The organism is Nocardia sp. NPDC055050, from assembly GCF_053608345.1.
Genome location: NZ_JBSGVG010000019.1, coordinates 18083 through 36718, shown reverse-complemented (window position 1 = coordinate 36718; position 18636 = coordinate 18083). Strand labels below are relative to the sequence as shown.

Below are 18636 nucleotides of genomic sequence, written 5' to 3'. Positions count from 1 at the left end.
GAGCCGGTCGCGACGTGAACCTAGGTACTGCCAACGTCATTCAGCTACCCGCCGTCATCTTGATACCGATCGCCGTGAGGGCGATATTTACGAAGAACAAGGCCATGAATGCGTAGACAACCGTCTCGTTCACGGCCTGGCCGACGCCCTTTGGGCCACCCCTCACGGTGAGACCGCGTGAGCACGCGACGAGCGCGGCGATGAGTCCGAACATCCCGGCTTTGATTTCGGAGATCACAAGCTCCGGTAGTCCGGTCAACAGCGGTATGCCATCGACGAACGCTCCGGGTGTGACGTTCTGGAAGTACACCGAGAAGAAGAAGCTTCCCGCGATCCCGATCGCGCACACGAGCGCATTCAGCAGCAGCGCAACCACAGTCGAGGCGAGCACACGCGGCGCAACGAGCCGCACAATCGGGTCGATGCCGAGCACCTCGAGCGCATCGATTTCCTCGCGAATCGTCCGCGACCCGAGGTCGGCACAGATTGCGGTCGCACCTGCCCCGGCTACGACCAGCACGGTGACGACGGGTCCCACCTGGGTCACCGCCCCTAGCGTGGCACCGGCACCTGCGATATCCGATGACCCGAATTCCGCGGCAAGGATATTGAAGGTGAAACTGATCAATGCGGTGAAGGGAAGCGCGACGAACAGCGTCGGCAACAACGACACTCGCACGATGAACCAGCACTGTTCGAGGAATTCCCGGCCTTGAAAGGGCCATGTCACCATGCCACGGAAAGTGTCGAGCGACAGATAGAAGAACTCGCCGAGGGAGCGTAACGGTCCCTGGACCAGATCTCGCATTGTTCTCTCCCACTGTCGAATCGAATCAAAGTTGCGGAGTCGTCTACGAAACAACGAGCAACTCGCGGAACCGCTGGGCGTCAGCCGGTTCGGTTGCCGTGCCAAGCCATGGCAAGGCGCGCCCGGATTTGAACCGGGCGTTGTATGCGCGCCGATCAGGCGTCGATTACTTGATAGACCGCGCGCAGGTACGCCTCGCTCCGCGGCGAACCGAGGAGACCGAGACCCATCTTGTTCATCATGTAGGTGATGGTCATTCGGCGGTCCAAGTCCATGACGACCATGGATCCGCCCCACCCACCCCAGAAGCAGATTCGCCCGTCAGGAATCGCGGGAACGGTTTGAGGTTCGGGGAGGCCGTAGCCGATGCCGAAGCGCAGCGGGACGCCGAGCACGCGGTCTCTGCCGTTGCTCTGTTCCTCGAAGATCAGCTCAATCGTGGCCGGAGACAGCAACTTGACACCGTCAACGCTCCCACCGCACGGGATCACGGACATGATGCGAGCGAGCGAGCGAGCATTGCCGTGGCCGTTGTAGGCGCCGAGATCTGCGCGCCGCCAGGACGCGGTGTTCGCCGCGGCAGCATCGAGTGGCGGGGACCCGAGTGCCTTGCGCATGAGGTTGCCCTCGGGAAGCGCGGTGAGGTCGAACGGAAGTGGTGGCGGCGGAACCACATCGGCGATGCGCGGCCAATCCAGTTCGTGTGCACCGATCTGGAAGTCGGCGTCCAGCGGCCCGGCGATTTCGTCGGCGACGAACTGTGCCAGGGACTTCCCAGAGACTCGGCGAACAACTTCGCCGAGCAGTTGGCCGTAGTTCTGGGCGTGGTAGCCCGAGGACCTCCCCGGCTCCCACCACGGCTTCTGTGCAGCCAGGTGCGAACTCGCCGAATCCCAATCGTAAAGATTGTCCAGGGCGAACGGCGGTTCCCAGCCGGCGACACCGGAAGTATGGGACAGCAGGTGGCGAACCTCGATACGGTCCTTGCCGTTGGCGCCGAATTCGGGCCAGTACTCCGCGACCGGGGCGCGGACATCGACCTGATGCCGGTCGACCAGCATCAGTACTGCCAGGCTCGTCACTGTCTTCGTCGACGACCACACGTTGGTGATGGTGTCGGCTTCCCATGGCCGGGTCCGCTCGATGTCGCTGAACCCTCCCCATAGGTCGACAACGACCTCGCCGTCGATGTCGACGACTACTGAAGCGCCCAGCTCCTCACCTGAGGCGATGTTCTTCTCGAACTCCGTTCGGAGATCATCGAATTCGGGGCTACATTGCCCGCTTACGGTCATGACTACGTTCCCTTCGGGATATATGTGGGGTCGCCGAGCAACGCTGCTACCGCGATGGCTGCCTTCGTTGCGTCGGGGTCTTCTCCGGTGATGAGATCTGCGTAGATGAAGGATTCGGTGATCCGCGCGATGAGATAGGCCAGATCGTGCGCCGACATCGGGTGAACGAGATGGCCACGGTCCAACTCCTGTTGCACCACGCGCTCCACGGCGTCGACGATTTCGTTCAACACGGGGCTTTCCTTGGTCGTGAGCAGGCGCAGAGCGCGTTCGGGTTCGCTGCGGAGAAACCTGCGGAAATACGGTGCGTCGATGAGTGCCTGACCGAACGTGCCCGTCGCGTCCGCGATCCGGGCCGCACCGGTGCGTGTGGTCGCTGCCACCGCCGCGCGGTGAGTCGGTTCCGCGAGCGACCACAGCACGGTCGCGAGCAGATGGTCGCGATTGCCGACCCAACGGAACAGTGTTGTTCGGTCGACCCCGAGTTCAGCAGCGAGTTTCTGCATATCCAAACGGTCGCCCTCGAGGAACTTGCGCCTGGCGACGGCGATCGCCTGCTCGGCTGACACTTTGCTGTGACCCGGACCACTCATGAATGCAACATACTCACAAATGTAGCAACGAATCAAGTAGATGTTGCAAATTCGCCCGCACTCCAGGTGGAGGGCTCGTCGCGGACGCAGCGAATCTGTCGGATGAAGTCAAATTGTTGTCGCGCAAAGGCAAGTTCTCGCCGCCGAGGCTGCACAGACTTACAGCTTGTCGAGTGCTGCTGGCAAAGACGCCCAGCAGGACCGATTTCCTTCATCGACGCCGTCTCGTGGGACGGGGATGGCATAGCGAACACGATCTGGTTCGGTCGCGCGATATCCACGTCGGCCGATCACACCCCAGTCAGGAGCAACCCGGTGACCTTCCAGACCCTGCGCTACGAGGTACACGACGCGATCTTGACCATCACGCTGGACCGCCCTGAGCAACTCAACGCGTTCACCGTGAGCATGGCCGACGAGCTGGTGCACGCGTTCGAGCAAGCCAGCCGTGATGACGCAGTCGCTGCGATCGTGGTGACCGGCGCCGGGCGTGCCTTCTGCGCGGGCATGGACCTGTCGGTCGGCGGCAACGTGTTCGGTCTGGATGAAACAGCCCGGCCCACACCAACAGACATGCACCACCGGCTGACCGATCCGCCGATCCATCAGGGTGTGCGTGATGCGGGCGGGCGCGTGGCGCTAGCCATCTTCGCGTGCACCAAACCGGTGATCGCCGCCATCAACGGCGCCGCAATAGGAGTCGGAGCGACGATGACCCTGCCCATGGACATTCGAATAGCCAGCGATGATGCCCGCATCGGGTTCGTCTTCGGCAAGCTCGGCATCGTTCCCGAAGCGTGCAGCACGTGGTTCTTGCCGCGCATCGTCGGAATCAGTCGTGCATTGGAATGGACCTATGCGGCCGAAATCCTCACCGCCGATGCCGCTTTCGAAAGCGGGCTGGTTCGTACGGTCGTGGCGGCGGCTGATCTGCTGGATACCGCGTATGCGCTGGCGAAGACGTTCACCACCGACCGCTCACCGGTCGCTACCGCACTGGCCCGGCACATGATGTACCGCAACAGCGCACAACCGCACCCGCTCGATGCCCACCGGGTCGACTCGCTGGCGATGTTCTACACCAGCATCGCCGACGGCAAAGAAGGCGTCGACGCGTTCCTCGGCAAGAGGCGACCACAGTTCACCAGTCGAACCAGCCATCAATTACCGCAGGTATTCGGCTGATCAACCCCACCGCACCGAGGACAACGAAATGCGATCAATAGCTAGAGGAGACACCGCACCGATGTTGAGCACCATGCAGGACGAGCCGCTTTCGCTGGCGACGCTACTGAAGTACGCCTCGACCTTCCAAGGCGACAGCACAGTGTCCACTTGGACCGGCAGCGGCGTGCGCACCATGACCTACCGTGAAATGGGTTCTGAGGCAGCGAAACTGGCGAACGCGCTGCGCGGGTTCGGAATCGGAATCGGCGACCGGGTCGCGACCTTCATGTGGAACAACAACGAGCACATGGTCAGCTACATCGCCGTGCCCGCGATGGGCGCGGTGCTCCACGCTCTCAACATCCGATTGTTTCCAGAGCAGCTGGTGTTCGTGGCCAATCATGCCCAAGACCAGGTCGTCATCGTTGACGGCTCGCTGGTGCCGATGTTCGCCCAGTATCTGCCGAACCTGAAGACGGTCCGTCACGTCATCGTTGCCAACGGCGACGCCGAGGCGTTGCAGGCACCTGCCGGCGTGCAGGTGCACTCCTACGCCGAACTGCTCGCAACCCAGCCCGACACCTTCGACTACCCGCTGATCGATGAGCGCTCTGCCGCCGCAATGTGTTACACCTCCGGCACGACCGGCGATCCGAAAGGGGTGGTGTACTCGCACCGCTCCAACTGGCTGCACGCGATGCAGGTCGCCTCGCCGATGGGTATGGGCTGCACCGGGTCCGACAACGTGCTGGCGATCGTGCCCCTGTTCCATGCGAACGCCTGGGGCCTGCCCTATGCCGCGCTGATGGCGGGCACGAACCTGCTCATGCCCGACCGCTTCCTGCAGCCGGGACCGCTGCTGGAGATGATGGCAGACCAGAAGCCGACCTTCGCCGCGGCCGTGCCAACCATCTGGGGCGGGGTCCTTGCCGGGCTGGCTGCCAGGCCACAGGACATCTCGCACCTGCGCGCCGCGGTGGTGGGCGGGTCGGCGGTGCCGCCTTCGATGATGCGCGCCTTCCAAGAGCAGCACAGCTTGCGAATTGTGCAGGCTTGGGGCATGACCGAGACTTCACCGCTGGGCAGCGTCGCTCATCCGCCTGCGGGTGTCACCGGCGAGCAGGAGTGGGAGTTTCGTTATACCCAAGGTCGTTTCCCCGCCGGTGTGCAGGCACGGCTGGTCGGCGACGATGGCAACGTCGTGCCCAACGACGGCGATTCACTAGGCGAGCTGGAAGTTCGCGGACCCTGGATCACCGCCTCTTACTATTCCCCCGACGGCGTCGCGATCGACTCCGACAAGTTCGACGACGGCTGGCTGCGTACCGGCGACATCGGCAAGATCAGCCCCAACGGTTATCTCACCCTGGTCGACCGCTCCAAGGATGTCATCAAGTCCGGTGGCGAGTGGATCTCTTCGGTGGATCTGGAGAACGCGGTGATGGGCCACCCGGCCGTCGCTGAGGCCGCGGTCATCGGAGTGCCGGACGAGAAGTGGGACGAGCGGCCGCTGGTCGTCATCGTGCTGACCGAGGCCGGCGCCGCCGAGGCCGCCGAGCTGCGCGACTTCCTGGCCGACAAAGTCGCCAAATGGCAACTGCCCGAACGCTGGACCTTCATCACCGAGGTGCCCAAGACCAGCGTCGGCAAGTTCGACAAGAAACGGCTGCGCGCCCAGTACGCCGACGGCGACCTGACCGTCACCTCGCTGCCCTGACCTAGATCTCCACCAGCCCCCGACATCCTCGGGAGCCGAGCCGAGCTCAGCTCGCGAGGATGCGATTTCTGGCCGAGACAGCTCGCCCGCCACCGTGACGTTCAACATCAGCGGTGAACGACCGACTGCTCGAAACACTGCGCGCGAATTGGAGTTCCGATGCCACGTGCACGCCGTAGTCCTCACGGCGATAAGGTTCGATACCGCCGCGATGCTGAGATCGTCGCGCAATTCAGCAATCGCTCATTGCGTCGTCTCGTCCAGACCGTCGATGGTCTGCCCTCCTCGACACTTGGACAGATCATCGCGGTCGTTGACATCATCCGGGTAGTCGAAGACATCCATACGGCTGTCACCGACATCTGACGATCAGAAATGCGTAGTCCAGCGGCCCGGCGTGGCCGGACAGTCGCGCTATTCGCTCGACCACAGGCCGGGCATCTGCACAGGAATATTCGCGGCCAGGGGTGCGCCAAGTTCATCTGCGCCGGACCACGCACGCGATCACCCCTGCAGTCACGTGACGATGCGATAGCCATGTCGAAGCCAGGTCGCGTCAGCACGCCAGATCCTTGACCGCGTGAAAAGTGCACGCGGTCAAGGATCTCTCTCAGGCGTAGGGGTCGCTCACTGCGGTGTACCTGATTTCCAGATATTCCTCGATGCCTTCGAATCCGCCCTCGCGGCCCAAACCAGATTGTTTAACCCCTCCGAACGGTGCCGCGGGATTGGACACCACACCGACGTTGAGCCCGAGCATGCCGGTTTCGAGCTCTTCCATCAGACGTAGGCCACGGGCGGTGTCGCGAGTGTAGGCGTAGGCGGCCAGTCCGTACTCGGTGCTGTTCGCTGCTGCTATGGCCTCGTCTTCGGTGCCGAATCGGATGATCGGTGCGACAGGTCCGAAGATTTCTTCGCGCAGCAGGCGGGAACCGGGATCCACGTCGGTTAGGACGGTCGGCGGATAGAAGTGCCCGGGTCCAGGAAGTGGCGCACCGCCGACGCGAACGACGGCACCACGCTCGACAGCGTCGAGCACGAGGTCGTGCACCTTGCGGCGGGAAGCCTCATCGATCAGTGGTCCGATCTGGGTGGTGGGGTCGGAGCCCGACCCGACGACAAAGGCGGCCACGCGTTCGGTGAGTTTGTCGGTGAACTCCGCGGCCACCGATTCGTGCACCAGAAAGCGGTTGGCTGCGGTGCATGCCTGCCCCATGTTGCGTAGTTTCGCGACGATCGCGCCCTCGACGGCGGCATCGATGTCGGCGTCGTCGAACACAAGGAACGGTGCGTTGCCGCCGAGCTCCATCGAGGTCCGCAGTACTTGTGTTGACGACTCGGCGAGAAGACGGCGACCGACCTGAGTGGAACCCGTGAACGACAGTTTCCGCAGCCGAGGGTCGGTAATGATCGCCGAAACAGCTTCTGCCGCCGATGATGTCGGAATCACGTTGAGCACGCCTGGAGGAAGGCCGGCCTCGGCGAGGACTCGGGTCAGCAAGAGTGAAGTCAGCGGTGTGAGCGCGGCGGGTTTGAGTATTATGGTGCAGCCGGCCGCGACGGCGGGTGCGATCTTGCGGGTGGCCATCGCCAGTGGGAAGTTCCATGGGGTGATCAACAGCGTTGGCCCGACAGGGTATTTGTTGACGAGTAGTCGGGTCTTGCCGTCAGGTGCGGTGCCGAATCGTCCATTTGCCCGCACGGCTTCTTCGGCAAACCAGCGCAGGAATTCTGCGCTGTAGGTGACCTCGGCTCGCGCCTCGGCCAACGGTTTGCCCATCTCGAGAGTGATGAGTGCGGCGAATTCCTCCGCGCGGGCGGTTACGGCTTCGAAAGCTCTTCGCAGAATCTCTGATCGCGTGCGAGGTGCGGTGCGAGCCCAGTGTCGTTGGGCGACGACAGCGGAGTTCAGAGCGGCGCGCGCGTCGGCGGGCGTTGCGTCGGCCACGGAGGCCAGGGGCAGCTCAGTGGCAGGGTCGAAGACCTGAAAGGTTCTGGCGCCCTGTGCGTCTCGCCACTGCCCGCCGTAGTACATCTGCGCCTCGACGTCACGAATGGTGGATGCTGTTATGCTCAATTGCTGGGCCTCAATCTTGATCGAAGACAATGATTTGTCGAACGGCTTTGCCGTCGGCCAATTCGTCCATGGCTGAATTGATTTCGGACAGTCGAATACGTGAGGTGATCAGCTGCTCGACCGGGAGTACACCGTCGCGCCACATCTGCGCGAAGATCGGGATGTCACGTTCGGGCACCGCCGAACCGAGATAGCTTCCGGTGATCGTGCGTGCTCCCGAGACCAGACCCAACGGCGCGATGGTGGCGCGGATCTCGGGTCCAGGCAGCCCGACTGTCACGGTTGTCCCGCCTGGAGCGGTTGCCGCCACGGCGGTCTCGAATGCGCGGGCACTGCCTGCTGCCTCCACGACGACGGCGGCGGTGATCCCGGATTCGATCACCTCTTGCGGTGTGCAAGCGGCGGCACCTGCTGCGCGTGCGTGGCTGAGCTTGTCGGGCAGCGGATCCACGCCCATGACCTCGCCGTGGCCCAACGCGACTGCGGTGAGCAGGGCCGCCATTCCCACTCCGCCCAGCCCGACGACCATGACCGCATCGCCCGGCTGCGGGCGGCCTGCATTGATCACCGCGCCGCCGCCGGTCAGTACCGCGCAGCCGAGTACCGCAGCGATGTCAGGCGGTATGTCGTCGCCGATGGGAACTACTGAGCGCCGGTCGACCACTGTGTGGGTGGCGAATCCCGATATCCCGAGATGATGGTTGATCGCCTTCCCGCCGCGACGCAGGCGTACTCCACCTCCGAGGAGGATGGCGTCGTTGTTGGCTGCGCTACCCGCGGAGCAGGGCAATCGCCCGTTGGTGCCACAGGCAGAACAATATCCACATCGCGGGAGAAAGGTCATGACCACCCGCTGTCCGATCGCGATGTCGTCGACGTCGGATCCGAGGAGCTCGACTCGCCCGGCTGCTTCGTGCCCGAGCAGCATCGGAAGGGGGCGGCGACGATTGCCGTCGACGACTGACAGGTCGGAGTGGCAGATACCGGCGGCCTCGATACGAACAAGGACCTCGCCCGGCCCGGGTGGGTCGAGGTCGAGTTCGTCGATGACGAGCGGCCGGGACCGTGCGTATGGTCGAGCCTGCCCACTGTGTTCGAGTACCGCGCCCCGAATCCTCATTCCGTGTCCGTCCTTGTGGATTCCCCGTTCCGGTGGAGTTCGGCGAGCCAACTCATCGCAGAGCCGCCGCTCGGCGTTTGCGCGTACCACGGGGACTCAGTCGCTGCATCACCGTCAGGTACGAGGCCGGAAACAGGCGGGCTATCAGATCGGCCGTGACGGCGGACGATGCGATCAATACGCGTGGTTTGCGTCGGGCGATACCGTCGAGGATCTGCTCGGCGGCTTTGTCCGCCGGATAGGTGAGGAGTTTGGCGAATGCCGCTTTGCTCACTCGTGTCTGTTCTTCGGAAGCCGAGTCGGCGATCCGGACGCTCTCCGCGATCCTGGTGCGGATCCCCCCGGGATGCACCGTGGTGACTCCGACTCCTTGGTCGGCGAGTTCGTGGCGCAGCGCTTCACTGAAGCCACGCAGCGCGAATTTGCTGGCGGCGTACGCGGTTTGGCCAGGTGGTGCGATGAGGCCGAACAGGCTCGAAACATTGACGATGTGGCTTCCCGGTGTGGCGAGCAAGGTCGGGAGCAGCAAGCGTGCCAAGGCGACCGGGGCGCGGAAGTTGATGTCTTGAACCCACTGGAATTCCTCAGCCGTGAGGTCTCGGAAATTTCCGCCCAGGGCGACACCGGCATTGTTGATCAACAGTGTGATGCTCGGATGCCGGGCGAGGATCGCCGAGGCCTTGGCCTCCAGGCTGTCGAGGTCGGCAAGGTCCACGACATAGGTATCCACCGCTAGATCGGGGCGGGCCAACCGCACCACTTCGGCGACTGTAGCCAGGCGGTCGGCGTCCCTATCGACCAGCACCAGGTTGCAGCCGCGTGCAGCAAGCCCATATGCCATCTGCTCGCCCATACCGCTCGCAGCACCGGTGAGTAACGCGGTGGCCCCCGTAAACCTGTAAGAGGACAGTGACATCGGATCTCCTTCAACAGTGGCGCGACAATTGGCTCGACCGCCAGTCTGTTGGGCAACATCCGTGCGAACTTGATGTGAGACGACAACAATTTAGCTTTGCGCGACATCGGTCTGGGTTCTGATCAGCGGCCCGCTGGTTTCACCCGGTTACGATGCCGCAGCACCGCCGCGGCGGATTGCGCGCGGCGTGGCACCCCACCAGCGTCTACAGCATCGGGTCAGGGTGGATTGTTCGCTCAACCCGACCAGCGCCGCGATCTGACTCATCGGCATGTCGGTGGTGGTCAGGTAGCGGTGGGTTTGGTTGCGACGAACCTCGTCGAGAATGGCGGCAAACGACGTGCCCTCAGCCGCGAGGCGGCGTTGCAGCGTGCGGGGATGCACGGCGAGAAGCCTGGCGACGACACCGATCTCCGCAGGTGCGGTGCCGAGCGACTGTTGCAACGCCGCATGCACCTGAGTCCCGGTCGGCAGCGCGGGATGCGACGGCGCCTGCTCAGCCAGGAAGGTCATTGCCAACCGCATCAGACTCTCGTCCGCACCAGAGAGGGGAAGGGTTGTGATGCTGCGCGGTACCCGTAAATTCGCGGCCGGACGCGCAACGCGCACCGGCGCTCCGAAGAACCGCTCGTAAAGGGCTATCGGGGCGACGGGTCGATATGGCAGATCCACCGACCGCAGACCGTACCGGCCGCCGACCAGCAGCTCGATGGTTCGGTGGAGGAAACCGAGTCCAAGATCCACGCCTTGCACGGAGATGACCCGTCCGCCGGCCGAGACCCCGTATCTCAGGGCGAGTACACCGCGCGCCCCGTCCGGGTCCTCCTCCATCGCGATGCTCATTCCCTGGGCATGCAGAAATAGGTATCGAGAAGCACATTCGAGCGCATCAGCGACGGTGGGGGCGTTGCGGATCGCCAAAGACAGCGGTCCCAGCATTCCCAGGTCCTGGCGGCCAGCAACCCGCAATCCCAGATCTGGACAGTCCAGCAGGCGCGCTGCCGACTCGAGTATCCGGGCGGCCACGAGATCGGAGATGAGAATGTCGTCGCTGTCGAGTGCGACCGGCGGTAGCCCTGCCCGCTCGGCCAGCTCGTCGGCGTTGCCGCCGAGCTCGGCTACGGTGGCACGGAACCCGCGCAGCGCTGCGGAACGAATCATCGGCATGTCGCCCAGTATCAAATTTTTGTCGTCTCAGATCAAGAACTGCGAGCAGTGAACGGCAAATACTGGTTGCTATGACAGACGACCCGCGTTCCGCCACCAGCTCCGAGCATGTCGATGTGGTGATCGTCGGCGCAGGCTTGTCCGGTGTGGGTGCCGCATACCGGCTGCAAACCGAGTGCCCGACCAAGTCCTATGCCGTGCTCGAGGCCCGTAGCGCGCTGGGCGGAACGTGGGATCTGTTTCGATACCCCGGGATTCGCTCCGATTCGGACATGTTCACCCTCGGATACCCGTTCCGGCCATGGCGCGAGGCCAAGTCCATCGCGGACGGCCCCGATATTCTGCGCTACATCGAGGAAACCGCGACCGAGTTCGGCATCGACCGACACGTCCGCTACAACACCAAGGTCGTCGCCGCGGACTACTCCACCGCCGATGCCCTATGGACATTGACCGTCGAACGGCGCAGCGAGGACGGAACAACAACCACCTCTGCGCTGACCTGTACCTTCCTGTACTCGTGTGCGGGCTACTACGACTACGACCGAGGCCACGCCCCGCAATTTTCGGATAGCGATGCCTTCACCGGCACGATCGTGCACCCCCAGTTCTGGCCCGAGCATCTGGACTACACCGGCAAGCGGGTAGTCGTAATCGGCAGCGGCGCGACCGCCGTGACCCTCGTGCCATCCATGGCGGCAGACGCCGCCCATGTGACAATGCTGCAGCGCTCACCGACCTGGATCAGCGCAGTCCCCAGCCGGGACAAGATCGCTGATCGATTGCGCGCGATGTTGCCCGCCGGTGTGGCGCATCGCATCATCCGTACCAAGAACATCCTTTTCAGCACCGCCTTCTATCAGTACTGCCGTCGGCGGCCCGAGGGAGCACGCGAACTGCTCATCAAGATGAACACCCGCATTCTCGGCGATGCGCAGCTGGTCGAGGACCACTTCACTCCCAGCTATAACCCGTGGGACCAACGGCTTTGCGCCATCCCGAGCGCAGACCTGTTCAAAACTATCAAGAGCGGAGCGGCCGAGGTCGTCACCGACCACATCGATGCTTTCGTTCCCGAAGGTATCCGCCTTCGATCCGGCCGTGTGCTCGAAGCCGATATCGTGATCACCGCAACAGGTCTGCAGCTCAAGGCATTCGGCGGAGTCCAGCTGAAAGTCGACGGCCGAGCTGTTGACCTGCAGTCACAATTCGTATGGCAGGGTGCGATGATCAGCGAAGTGCCGAACTTCGCCATGTGCATCGGCTACACCAACGCCTCGTGGACCCTGCGCGGCGACCTCACCTCGCGCTTGGTCTGCAAGGTCCTCAACCACATGGACCGGCACGAGCTGGCCGCCATCGCACCCAAGGCAGATCCTGGCCTTCATGAGCGCCCACTGCTCGATTTGGCGGCAGGCTACGTCCAACGCTCGATCAACGAGTTCCCCCGCCAGGGCGACCGGCGGCCGTGGAAAGTCCGACAGAACTACATCCTCGACTGGCTGACCACGATGCGCACCGATCCCACCGCGACGCTCGACGCGACACCTCGTGTCGCAATCCGCACCAGACACACCTCGGCCCACGAGGTCGCCTCTTCCGCTTGATTTCCATCGGCACGAAGAAGCTGAGCTGACCGCTGACCGGGGGATGTCCCGGTCAGCGATTATGCGTCCCGAATTCCCCCATCACCCACACCGATCGTGGTAGGCCTATATCGATACGTAAATAGATCGCAGTACAACGAGGTGGTGCGAGATGGATTTACGGTGCCGATCGAGGTTTCGCCAGGTCGCGATCACCTTGCTGAGCATTGTCACGCTGTTCGGATTCGGAATGATCGGCACCCCACCAGCTAGCGCTGAGCCTCGAATATGCGCACTGCCGGAAGGGGATGCCGCCGCCGAGTCCGCCGCACCCGCGGATGTCGATATCGACCAGCGAGCAATGGACGAGGCGATCGCGTTCGCGTCGTCGCGAATGCGGACCAACATCCAGATCTTCCGCAACAACTGTCTCGTAGGTACCGGACCACTGAACTCTGCTACCGGCAATGTCGCATGGCACCTGTGGAGTTCGACCAAAGCGGTGACAGCGTTGGTCGTCGGTGTCGCCGTCACACAAGGCCTGCTACGCCTGGACGCACCGATCGGTGATTACCTACCAGAAGGCGAAGGAGACGCCGCGCATCGCGCGATCACCATCCGCGACTTGTTGACGCAATCATCGGGTTTGAAGCAGTCACTTTTCGCCGAGGCTTTCACCGGCCTGATTCCCGATCTGAACACCGCCCAACAAGCTTTAGCCTTGCCGGTTGAGCACCCTCCGGGCACATTTTTCGAGTACTCCCAGCGCGGACCCGACCTCCTTGTCTACGTTGTGCAGCACGCGATCGGACGAGATTTTCAGGGGTTCGCACAGCAGTACCTGTTCGACCCGCTGGGCATCGATGCCGAGGACTACTACTGGAAGCGCGACCGTGCGGGCAATATCTACGGGTTCGCGTATCTGTTCCTGCCGCCGAACGACTTCTCCCGGATCGGGTTGCTTCTACTCAACAACGGTGAGTGGAACGGGAAACGAGTCATCGACGCCGCCTACATGGACCAATACCGGCAGCCGTCGAAGTCCAACGCCTGCTACGGCTTCCTTGTCTGGCTCAACCAAACTCCTTGTACGGGCGTCACATTGCCGTCGCGAAAGACGATCGATGTTGCGGCGTTCGACCCGATGCCGCCCGACACCTATGCAACCGTAGGTTTCTTGCACCAAACAAATTTCGTTGTGCCGAGTCTGAACTTGCTGATCACCTGGAACGGTGTCCTCGGCGATGTATCACCCGACCCGAGCACGCTGCTTTCCGTCAACACCAACAGTGAACTCTACCGGGAGTTCCTTCGACTCTTTGCCCGCGCGATCACCGACGTCGACCTGCCCGACCCGGGCCCCTACGTCCCCAGCATGAACCTCGAGCTCGACCCGCTCGGTGTCTTCGATCCCAATGTCCTGCTGGCATCGTTCGGCGTAGGACCATATGCCCCGGCCGGATGCACGCTGCTCTCATGTGGCGGCGTACCGCTGACACCGCCCTTCGACAGCCCAGAACCGGCATGTCAAAGCGGAGTCTTCTGCCTGCCTGTCCCCGGGGCGCCCAAACGCGAGGGACAGTAGACGACCAAATGCGAGGGACCACAGCCTCGGTCGGAACGCGCACACTGAGCCATTGCCAGGGCTCGCCAACTTGACCGGAAGCTGGCCGCACGTGGTCAGGATTTAAGTTCGACGACCGCGACCCGGTGACCGGTGGCCTCGATGCCGGACAGCATGCCAGCGACTGACAATTCGAGATGCCCGGACCATATCGAGGATCGTCAATGGGTTGTTCTGAGGAGAGCCGCTGAAAGCGCGCTCGCGGTTACTTCTTTCGGTCATGGTGAACATCGAGAGGCGAGTTGACGCCATCACTTTGGGTGGCGAAATCTCACCTTTTGAGGTTTCATGGAGGTGGAAGAGCCGCTGATCGGGCCCAACTGAAAGTTGCCCGATGAACAACGATCAACAGCAAGGCTCGCTCAAGCCTGCCCGCCCTCTGTACTCTGCGGGCTACCCACCTGATAGGCCGTGTCGATCCCGGCTGCGCTGTGTAAGTCCGAACGGACAGGCGCGAGGTGCGATCCAATGACCAGCGAAGAGGTATGGCTGACCACTGATGAGGTCGCTGCGAGACTCAAGATTCCGCTAAAGACGTTGGCTACGTGGGCATCTGCCAATCGCGGACCACGGTTCGCCAAGATCGGCCGGTACCGCCGCTACCTACTCCGTGATGTCCAGCGATGGGAGCAGGCGCAGCTCGACGCTAACCGGCCTGAGTTACCGCCCGGCGTCGGCCACTGACTGCACGCACCACGTCGGCGACAACCCCGTTGCGCCTGTCTGTGGGTGACGCATGCCCAGTCAGGGGCGCTGTCACGGCAATTGGTCAGCGCTCGCCCCTTCCCATGCCCCGAATAACAGGAGGCTTAGACCTCGATGCCTCGCCACGCCCTGCCGATCGGTACATACGGCAAGATCAGCTCCAAGCGGCAACCCAACGGCAGCTGGCGGTCAGCGACCCGCTACCGCGATGAGGATGGGACGACTCGCGTTGTTCACCGATTCGGCTCGACGAAAGGCCTCGCCGAGGATGCGCTCCGCCGCGCGCTGGCAGAACGCACCGGCGCGCGCGGCACGCTGATAACCCGAGATACGAAGCTCGCCGAACTCGCCGACCTCTGGCTCGCAGAGAAGGCCCTCCAGGAGGGTGTGACGCCACAGACCCTGGATCTCTACCGCCGAGAAATCGATGTCTCGACCGACAAACGTGCCAGCCCTGCCGCGATCAAGATCAAATCATCGCTAGGTGGTCTGTGTATTTGGGAAGCCTCGACCTCGCGCCTGGACGCCCATATCAAGCGCATCGCGCTCAACGGCCACCGCGAGAAGGCGCGTCGTCAGCGAGTCATCCTGTCAGAAATGATGGGGATGGCCGTTCGTCATGACGCGATAGATCGCAACCCCGTCCGTGAGGTCGCCGATCTGCCGCGCAAACACAGCAAGCCCCGTTCTGCCGATATGGCGACCCTTGCGCAGTTGCGGGCTCAACTCACCGATTGGGTCAATGGCGCTCCACTCGACGGATCGGCGGGCTATACGTACGGTCCCAAGCGCAACCAGCGAGTCCTCGATGTCGTCGACGTCGAACTCGGTACCGGCCCACGCCCAGGCGAAACCCTGGCGCTCCGCTGGTCCGACGTCGACCTCGAATCACAGCCTCCGCGAATCACCTTCGCCGGCACCATCGTTCGCCTCAAAGGCAAGGGCCTGATCCGCCAGCCACGAACCAAGACCGATTCGGGCTATCGGACCGTATTGATCCCACCGTTCGTCGTCGACACCCTGCGCCGTGTTCAATCCGAAGCGGTTCCCAACGATCTCGACTTGGTCTTCCCCAACCGCGACGGCGGCATCTGGAGCCCCAACAACTTCAACCGTCTGTGGAAGCAGGCGCGAGGCGAGAAGTTCGCGTGGATCACCGCAAAAACTTTCCGCAAGACCGTAGCCACGATGATCGCGTCGGCGCACAGCCCTGAGGACGCGGCCCGACAACTCGGCCACGCAGGCGACGCGGTAACCCGCCGCCACTACATCGATCAACCGACTCAAGCCCCCGACTTCACGGAGACTTTGGAGCAGCTGAAACGATGAAAGCGTGACGTTTCCGTGACGCGGCGCCCCCAAAAGCAGAAAACCAGGGTCAAACGATGACGTTTGCCCTGGTAGATGCTCCCCCATCTGGACTCGAACCAGAAACCTGCCGATTAACAGTCGGCTGCTCTGCCAATTGAGCTATAGGGGATTGTCCTGGGTGGTTAGACTCAGGTGGTCTGCCTTGGCGGGCTGACCGAGATGAAACTTTAGCGCATCGTGTCGCGGGAACCCAAATCGGGGCGCTACCTGCGGACATGCGGCGTATAACGATGTGCTGTCGAACGGTGGCCGGATCGACAGGGGTGGGGCGGCTGGGGCAGGATGGAGCCCGCACACAGACGTGGGAGGAGCTCCAGGAGATGCTGCGGTTGATCATCGGCGTGGCGGCCGGTTATGTGCTGGGCACGAAGGCCGGTCGGGCACGCTACGAACAGATCACTGCGGCCTCGCGAGCGGTCGCGGGTAGTCCGGTGACGAGGAAGCTGGTGTCGGTGAGCCGGCAGAAGCTGTCGGACAAGTTGAGTACGCAGCCGAAGCTCGAGCCGATGGAGCCGATCGACGAGCGCACCACGGTCTTGATTCCACACAACCAGCTGCGTCGCTGAACCGAGTTCTGTCGGCGCGCGCGGACGAGCGTCCAACCGTCGAATCCTCCTGACGCGCAGGCTCCGCGAAATTCCACCTCAGTCACACCGATATACGGGGGACCCCCATGACCGATCCGCACCTGAACGCCGCCGGCGCCGCACCGGTGTCGTTGTTCAGCGCCCAGTATCTCGGCGACGCGAGTGCGGAGCCCGCCGAGCCGGTCCCCGGCAACCATCTGCCGACCTTCCTGGCCGCGGTCGAGGACCCGGACCAGAGCTAGCGGTGCTCGCTCTCGCTCCTCGGTAGTTCGGCGCGGGTAGTACCTGCGTGGAAATTGGGGTAGCCGGGTACTCGTGTGGGTTCGGACACATCCTCGTACGTTCAGATCAGCCTGAAAATCTGCGGCTGACGTCGGTGTTTGGGACATCTGCGCCGCGCGAGTGTCGAGGAGTACGGATGTCTACCGCAATCACCACGCTGACATCGCCCCAAGGCCGTCCACTGACTCTGATCGGCGACGCGAAGGTCTCACCGAACTCGGTGTACCCCGCGCCGACCACTTCGTTCGTCGAGCTGCTCCGGGCGGAGGTGAACGGCGCACATCGTCCTACACCGCGCTGTCTCTACGTGTACGGCACCGACGGATGGCCCTGTGTCGTGGGCGTGCTGCGCGGTGCCGCCGGCGCGATCGGCGACAACAGCAAGCCCAGCTTCGGACGGCGGATGACCCGCGACGTCTGCGACTTCATCGTCGCGTACTCGGCTCTGTAGGAAAGGAATCATCATGTCCGACACCATCTCTGCCGAATCGGTAGCCGACGTCGCCTACGAGTTCGTTGTCCCCGTGGAGAAGCCGTTGCAGACCGACCTGACGGTGATGCCCGAACTGCTCGAGGTGGATCTGCTGGTGCGCGCGGCGGAGGCGCGCGCCAAGTTCAACGTCGACGGATCCGGCATGACGGTCGCCGTCCTCGATACCGGGCTCCGCACCACGCACGTCGATTTCGCGGGCCGGGTTCGGGCAGGCCGGAACTTCACGGCCGACAACAACGGTTCGCCCACCGATCCGAGCGACGGACAGGGTCACGGCACCAACGTCGCGGGGATCATCTGTGCCGGCGGGGTGCACACCGGGATGGCGCCGCGCGCGAATATCGTGCCCGTCAAGGTCCTCGGCAACTCCGGCGGCGGGAGCTTCGAGGCGATCCGTGACGCACTGCACTGGGTGCTGGCCAATCGGGCATCGCTGAGTATCTCCGCCGTGTGTATGTCGCTCGGCGCATCGGACAACAACACCTCGGACGCGGATTTCGCGGGCGACGGCATCGGCGAGGTGATGCGGAAACTCACCGACGCCGGCGTCGCCTGCTGTGTCGCGGCGGGTAACGACTACTTCGCCCACAACAGTGGCCAAGGCATGAGCTACCCGGCGATCTTCCGCCAGACGATCAGTGTCGGCGCGGTCTACGACGCCGACGAGGGCTCGTTCAGCTACGGCTCCGGGGCGACCGCCCTCTCGACGGCTCCGGATCGGATCACACCGTTCTCGCAGCGCCTGCACTCGAGTGTGGGTGGCGCCTGCGCGACCGACATCTTCGCGCCCGGCGCCCCGACGACCTCGTCGGGGATCCGCAACGACAGCGGCGAGTCGATCCAGCACGGCACCAGTCAGGCCACGCCCGTGGTCGCCGGCATCGTGCTGCTGATTCAGCAATTCCATCTGCGGGTGGCCGGGACGATGCCGTCGGTCGCCGATGTTCGCACATGGCTGCTGGCGGGTGCTGTGCCGATCGTGGACGGCGACGACGAAAACGACAACGTCGTCCACACCGGACAGACGTTCAGCCGGATCAGCGCGTTCGGCGCGCTCACCGCCTGCGCGAAGGACGTGGCGCGCTCGGCGCTGGTCGAAGCGGGTATAGACCGTTCGCGGGTGTAACT

General features: G+C 63.3%; 18 protein-coding genes and 1 tRNA gene. 11 read left to right on the top strand and 8 right to left on the bottom strand.

All coding sequences use genetic code 11. The annotated features are described in order from the left end of the window. Positions 1-40: 40 nt before the first annotated feature. From ACWGCN_RS20510 to ACWGCN_RS20500, 3 genes are all read right to left on the bottom strand, one after another. Positions 41-808 carry an MlaE family ABC transporter permease gene (locus ACWGCN_RS20510; protein ID WP_379313394.1) on the bottom strand — a complete coding sequence of 256 codons (768 nt, stop codon included), beginning with the start codon at positions 806-808 and terminating at the stop codon, positions 41-43. A 155-nt stretch (positions 809-963) separates the two neighbouring features. Beyond that, positions 964-2103 carry a serine hydrolase domain-containing protein gene (locus ACWGCN_RS20505; protein ID WP_387447836.1) on the bottom strand — a complete coding sequence of 380 codons (1140 nt, stop codon included), beginning with the start codon at positions 2101-2103 and terminating at the stop codon, positions 964-966. 2 nt (positions 2104-2105) lie between these two features. Further along, positions 2106-2696, bottom strand: coding sequence for a QsdR family transcriptional regulator (locus tag ACWGCN_RS20500; RefSeq protein ID WP_387447838.1), 591 nt, complete (start codon positions 2694-2696; stop codon positions 2106-2108). 315 nt (positions 2697-3011) lie between these two features. Here ACWGCN_RS20500 and ACWGCN_RS20495 point away from each other — a divergent pair, with 315 nt between their 5' ends. The 3 genes from ACWGCN_RS20495 (at position 3012) to ACWGCN_RS20485 (ending at position 5946) form a co-directional block, all read left to right on the top strand. Next, entirely contained in the window at positions 3012-3881 is an 870-nt protein-coding gene (locus ACWGCN_RS20495; RefSeq protein ID WP_387447840.1) for a crotonase/enoyl-CoA hydratase family protein, read from the top strand. A 61-nt stretch (positions 3882-3942) separates the two neighbouring features. Continuing rightward, the gene (locus ACWGCN_RS20490) at positions 3943-5580 is read left to right on the top strand and encodes a long-chain fatty acid--CoA ligase (protein ID WP_387447938.1); all 1638 of its coding nucleotides are present in this window, start codon (positions 3943-3945) and stop codon (positions 5578-5580) included. Positions 5581-5739: 159 nt separating this feature from the next. Beyond that, the gene (locus ACWGCN_RS20485; protein WP_387447842.1) at positions 5740-5946 is read left to right on the top strand and encodes a hypothetical protein; all 207 of its coding nucleotides are present in this window, start codon (positions 5740-5742) and stop codon (positions 5944-5946) included. Positions 5947-6190: 244 nt separating this feature from the next. Here ACWGCN_RS20485 and ACWGCN_RS20480 read toward each other — a convergent pair whose 3' ends face one another. The 4 genes from ACWGCN_RS20480 to ACWGCN_RS20465 all read right to left on the bottom strand — a co-directional run bounded on the left by ACWGCN_RS20480 (position 6191) and on the right by ACWGCN_RS20465 (position 10860). Continuing rightward, positions 6191-7615 (bottom strand): NAD-dependent succinate-semialdehyde dehydrogenase, encoded by a 1425-nt coding sequence (locus ACWGCN_RS20480; protein ID WP_452457815.1) that lies wholly within the window; start codon positions 7613-7615, stop codon positions 6191-6193. A 52-nt stretch (positions 7616-7667) separates the two neighbouring features. Beyond that, positions 7668-8777, bottom strand: a complete 1110-nt coding sequence (locus tag ACWGCN_RS20475) for an alcohol dehydrogenase catalytic domain-containing protein (RefSeq protein ID WP_452457794.1) — start codon at positions 8775-8777, stop codon at positions 7668-7670. A gap of 52 nt (positions 8778-8829) precedes the next feature. Continuing rightward, positions 8830-9693, bottom strand: a complete 864-nt coding sequence (locus ACWGCN_RS20470) for an SDR family NAD(P)-dependent oxidoreductase (protein WP_452457795.1) — start codon at positions 9691-9693, stop codon at positions 8830-8832. Between the two features lie 147 nt (positions 9694-9840). Continuing rightward, complete coding sequence (locus ACWGCN_RS20465) at positions 9841-10860, bottom strand: AraC family transcriptional regulator (RefSeq protein ID WP_452457796.1); 1020 nt, start codon at positions 10858-10860, stop codon at positions 9841-9843. A 71-nt stretch (positions 10861-10931) separates the two neighbouring features. Between ACWGCN_RS20465 and ACWGCN_RS20460 the strand changes: the two genes are divergently transcribed. The 4 genes from ACWGCN_RS20460 to ACWGCN_RS20445 all read left to right on the top strand — a co-directional run bounded on the left by ACWGCN_RS20460 (position 10932) and on the right by ACWGCN_RS20445 (position 16104). Further along, complete coding sequence (locus tag ACWGCN_RS20460) at positions 10932-12467, top strand: flavin-containing monooxygenase (RefSeq protein WP_452457797.1); 1536 nt, start codon at positions 10932-10934, stop codon at positions 12465-12467. A 151-nt stretch (positions 12468-12618) separates the two neighbouring features. Continuing rightward, a complete protein-coding gene (locus ACWGCN_RS20455) occupies positions 12619-14031 on the top strand; it encodes a serine hydrolase domain-containing protein (protein ID WP_452457798.1) in 1413 nt (470 codons plus the stop codon). Positions 14032-14538: 507 nt separating this feature from the next. Beyond that, entirely contained in the window at positions 14539-14754 is a 216-nt protein-coding gene (locus tag ACWGCN_RS20450) for a helix-turn-helix domain-containing protein (protein ID WP_452457799.1), read from the top strand. Between the two features lie 135 nt (positions 14755-14889). Continuing rightward, positions 14890-16104 (top strand): tyrosine-type recombinase/integrase, encoded by a 1215-nt coding sequence (locus tag ACWGCN_RS20445; RefSeq protein WP_378657535.1) that lies wholly within the window; start codon positions 14890-14892, stop codon positions 16102-16104. Positions 16105-16182: 78 nt separating this feature from the next. On the opposite strand, the gene ACWGCN_RS20440 is transcribed toward ACWGCN_RS20445, so the two are convergent. Further along, a tRNA-Asn gene (locus tag ACWGCN_RS20440) sits at positions 16183-16255 on the bottom strand. A gap of 211 nt (positions 16256-16466) precedes the next feature. Here ACWGCN_RS20440 and ACWGCN_RS20435 point away from each other — a divergent pair. From ACWGCN_RS20435 to ACWGCN_RS20420, 4 genes are all read left to right on the top strand, one after another. Beyond that, positions 16467-16712: a hypothetical protein gene (locus ACWGCN_RS20435; protein WP_056821808.1), complete on the top strand. Its 246-nt coding sequence runs from the start codon at positions 16467-16469 to the stop codon at positions 16710-16712. Between the two features lie 107 nt (positions 16713-16819). Further along, positions 16820-16975 carry a hypothetical protein gene (locus ACWGCN_RS20430; RefSeq protein ID WP_387447854.1) on the top strand — a complete coding sequence of 52 codons (156 nt, stop codon included), beginning with the start codon at positions 16820-16822 and terminating at the stop codon, positions 16973-16975. 176 nt (positions 16976-17151) lie between these two features. Continuing rightward, positions 17152-17466, top strand: coding sequence for a hypothetical protein (locus tag ACWGCN_RS20425; protein WP_452457800.1), 315 nt, complete (start codon positions 17152-17154; stop codon positions 17464-17466). A 13-nt stretch (positions 17467-17479) separates the two neighbouring features. Further along, positions 17480-18634, top strand: coding sequence for a S8 family peptidase (locus ACWGCN_RS20420; RefSeq protein ID WP_452457801.1), 1155 nt, complete (start codon positions 17480-17482; stop codon positions 18632-18634). Positions 18635-18636 lie beyond the last annotated feature (2 nt).

Bases quoted from the DNA above. Each gene is read 5' to 3' on its own strand.
- ACWGCN_RS20510 (WP_379313394.1), bottom strand. From the start codon at position 808: ATGCGAGATCTGGTCCAGGGACCGTTACGCTCCCTCGGCGAGTTCTTC.
- ACWGCN_RS20505 (WP_387447836.1), bottom strand. From the start codon at position 2,103: ATGACCGTAAGCGGGCAATGTAGCCCCGAATTCGATGATCTCCGAACG.
- ACWGCN_RS20500 (WP_387447838.1), bottom strand. From the start codon at position 2,696: ATGAGTGGTCCGGGTCACAGCAAAGTGTCAGCCGAGCAGGCGATCGCC.
- ACWGCN_RS20490 (WP_387447938.1), top strand. From the start codon at position 3,943: ATGTTGAGCACCATGCAGGACGAGCCGCTTTCGCTGGCGACGCTACTG.
- ACWGCN_RS20485 (WP_387447842.1), top strand. From the start codon at position 5,740: ATGCCACGTGCACGCCGTAGTCCTCACGGCGATAAGGTTCGATACCGC.
- ACWGCN_RS20480 (WP_452457815.1), bottom strand. From the start codon at position 7,615: ATGTACTACGGCGGGCAGTGGCGAGACGCACAGGGCGCCAGAACCTTT.
- ACWGCN_RS20475 (WP_452457794.1), bottom strand. From the start codon at position 8,777: ATGAGGATTCGGGGCGCGGTACTCGAACACAGTGGGCAGGCTCGACCA.
- ACWGCN_RS20470 (WP_452457795.1), bottom strand. From the start codon at position 9,693: ATGTCACTGTCCTCTTACAGGTTTACGGGGGCCACCGCGTTACTCACC.
- ACWGCN_RS20465 (WP_452457796.1), bottom strand. From the start codon at position 10,860: ATGCCGATGATTCGTTCCGCAGCGCTGCGCGGGTTCCGTGCCACCGTA.
- ACWGCN_RS20460 (WP_452457797.1), top strand. From the start codon at position 10,932: ATGACAGACGACCCGCGTTCCGCCACCAGCTCCGAGCATGTCGATGTG.
- ACWGCN_RS20455 (WP_452457798.1), top strand. From the start codon at position 12,619: ATGGATTTACGGTGCCGATCGAGGTTTCGCCAGGTCGCGATCACCTTG.
- ACWGCN_RS20450 (WP_452457799.1), top strand. From the start codon at position 14,539: ATGACCAGCGAAGAGGTATGGCTGACCACTGATGAGGTCGCTGCGAGA.
- ACWGCN_RS20445 (WP_378657535.1), top strand. From the start codon at position 14,890: ATGCCTCGCCACGCCCTGCCGATCGGTACATACGGCAAGATCAGCTCC.
- ACWGCN_RS20435 (WP_056821808.1), top strand. From the start codon at position 16,467: ATGCTGCGGTTGATCATCGGCGTGGCGGCCGGTTATGTGCTGGGCACG.
- ACWGCN_RS20430 (WP_387447854.1), top strand. From the start codon at position 16,820: ATGACCGATCCGCACCTGAACGCCGCCGGCGCCGCACCGGTGTCGTTG.
- ACWGCN_RS20425 (WP_452457800.1), top strand. From the start codon at position 17,152: ATGTCTACCGCAATCACCACGCTGACATCGCCCCAAGGCCGTCCACTG.
- ACWGCN_RS20420 (WP_452457801.1), top strand. From the start codon at position 17,480: ATGTCCGACACCATCTCTGCCGAATCGGTAGCCGACGTCGCCTACGAG.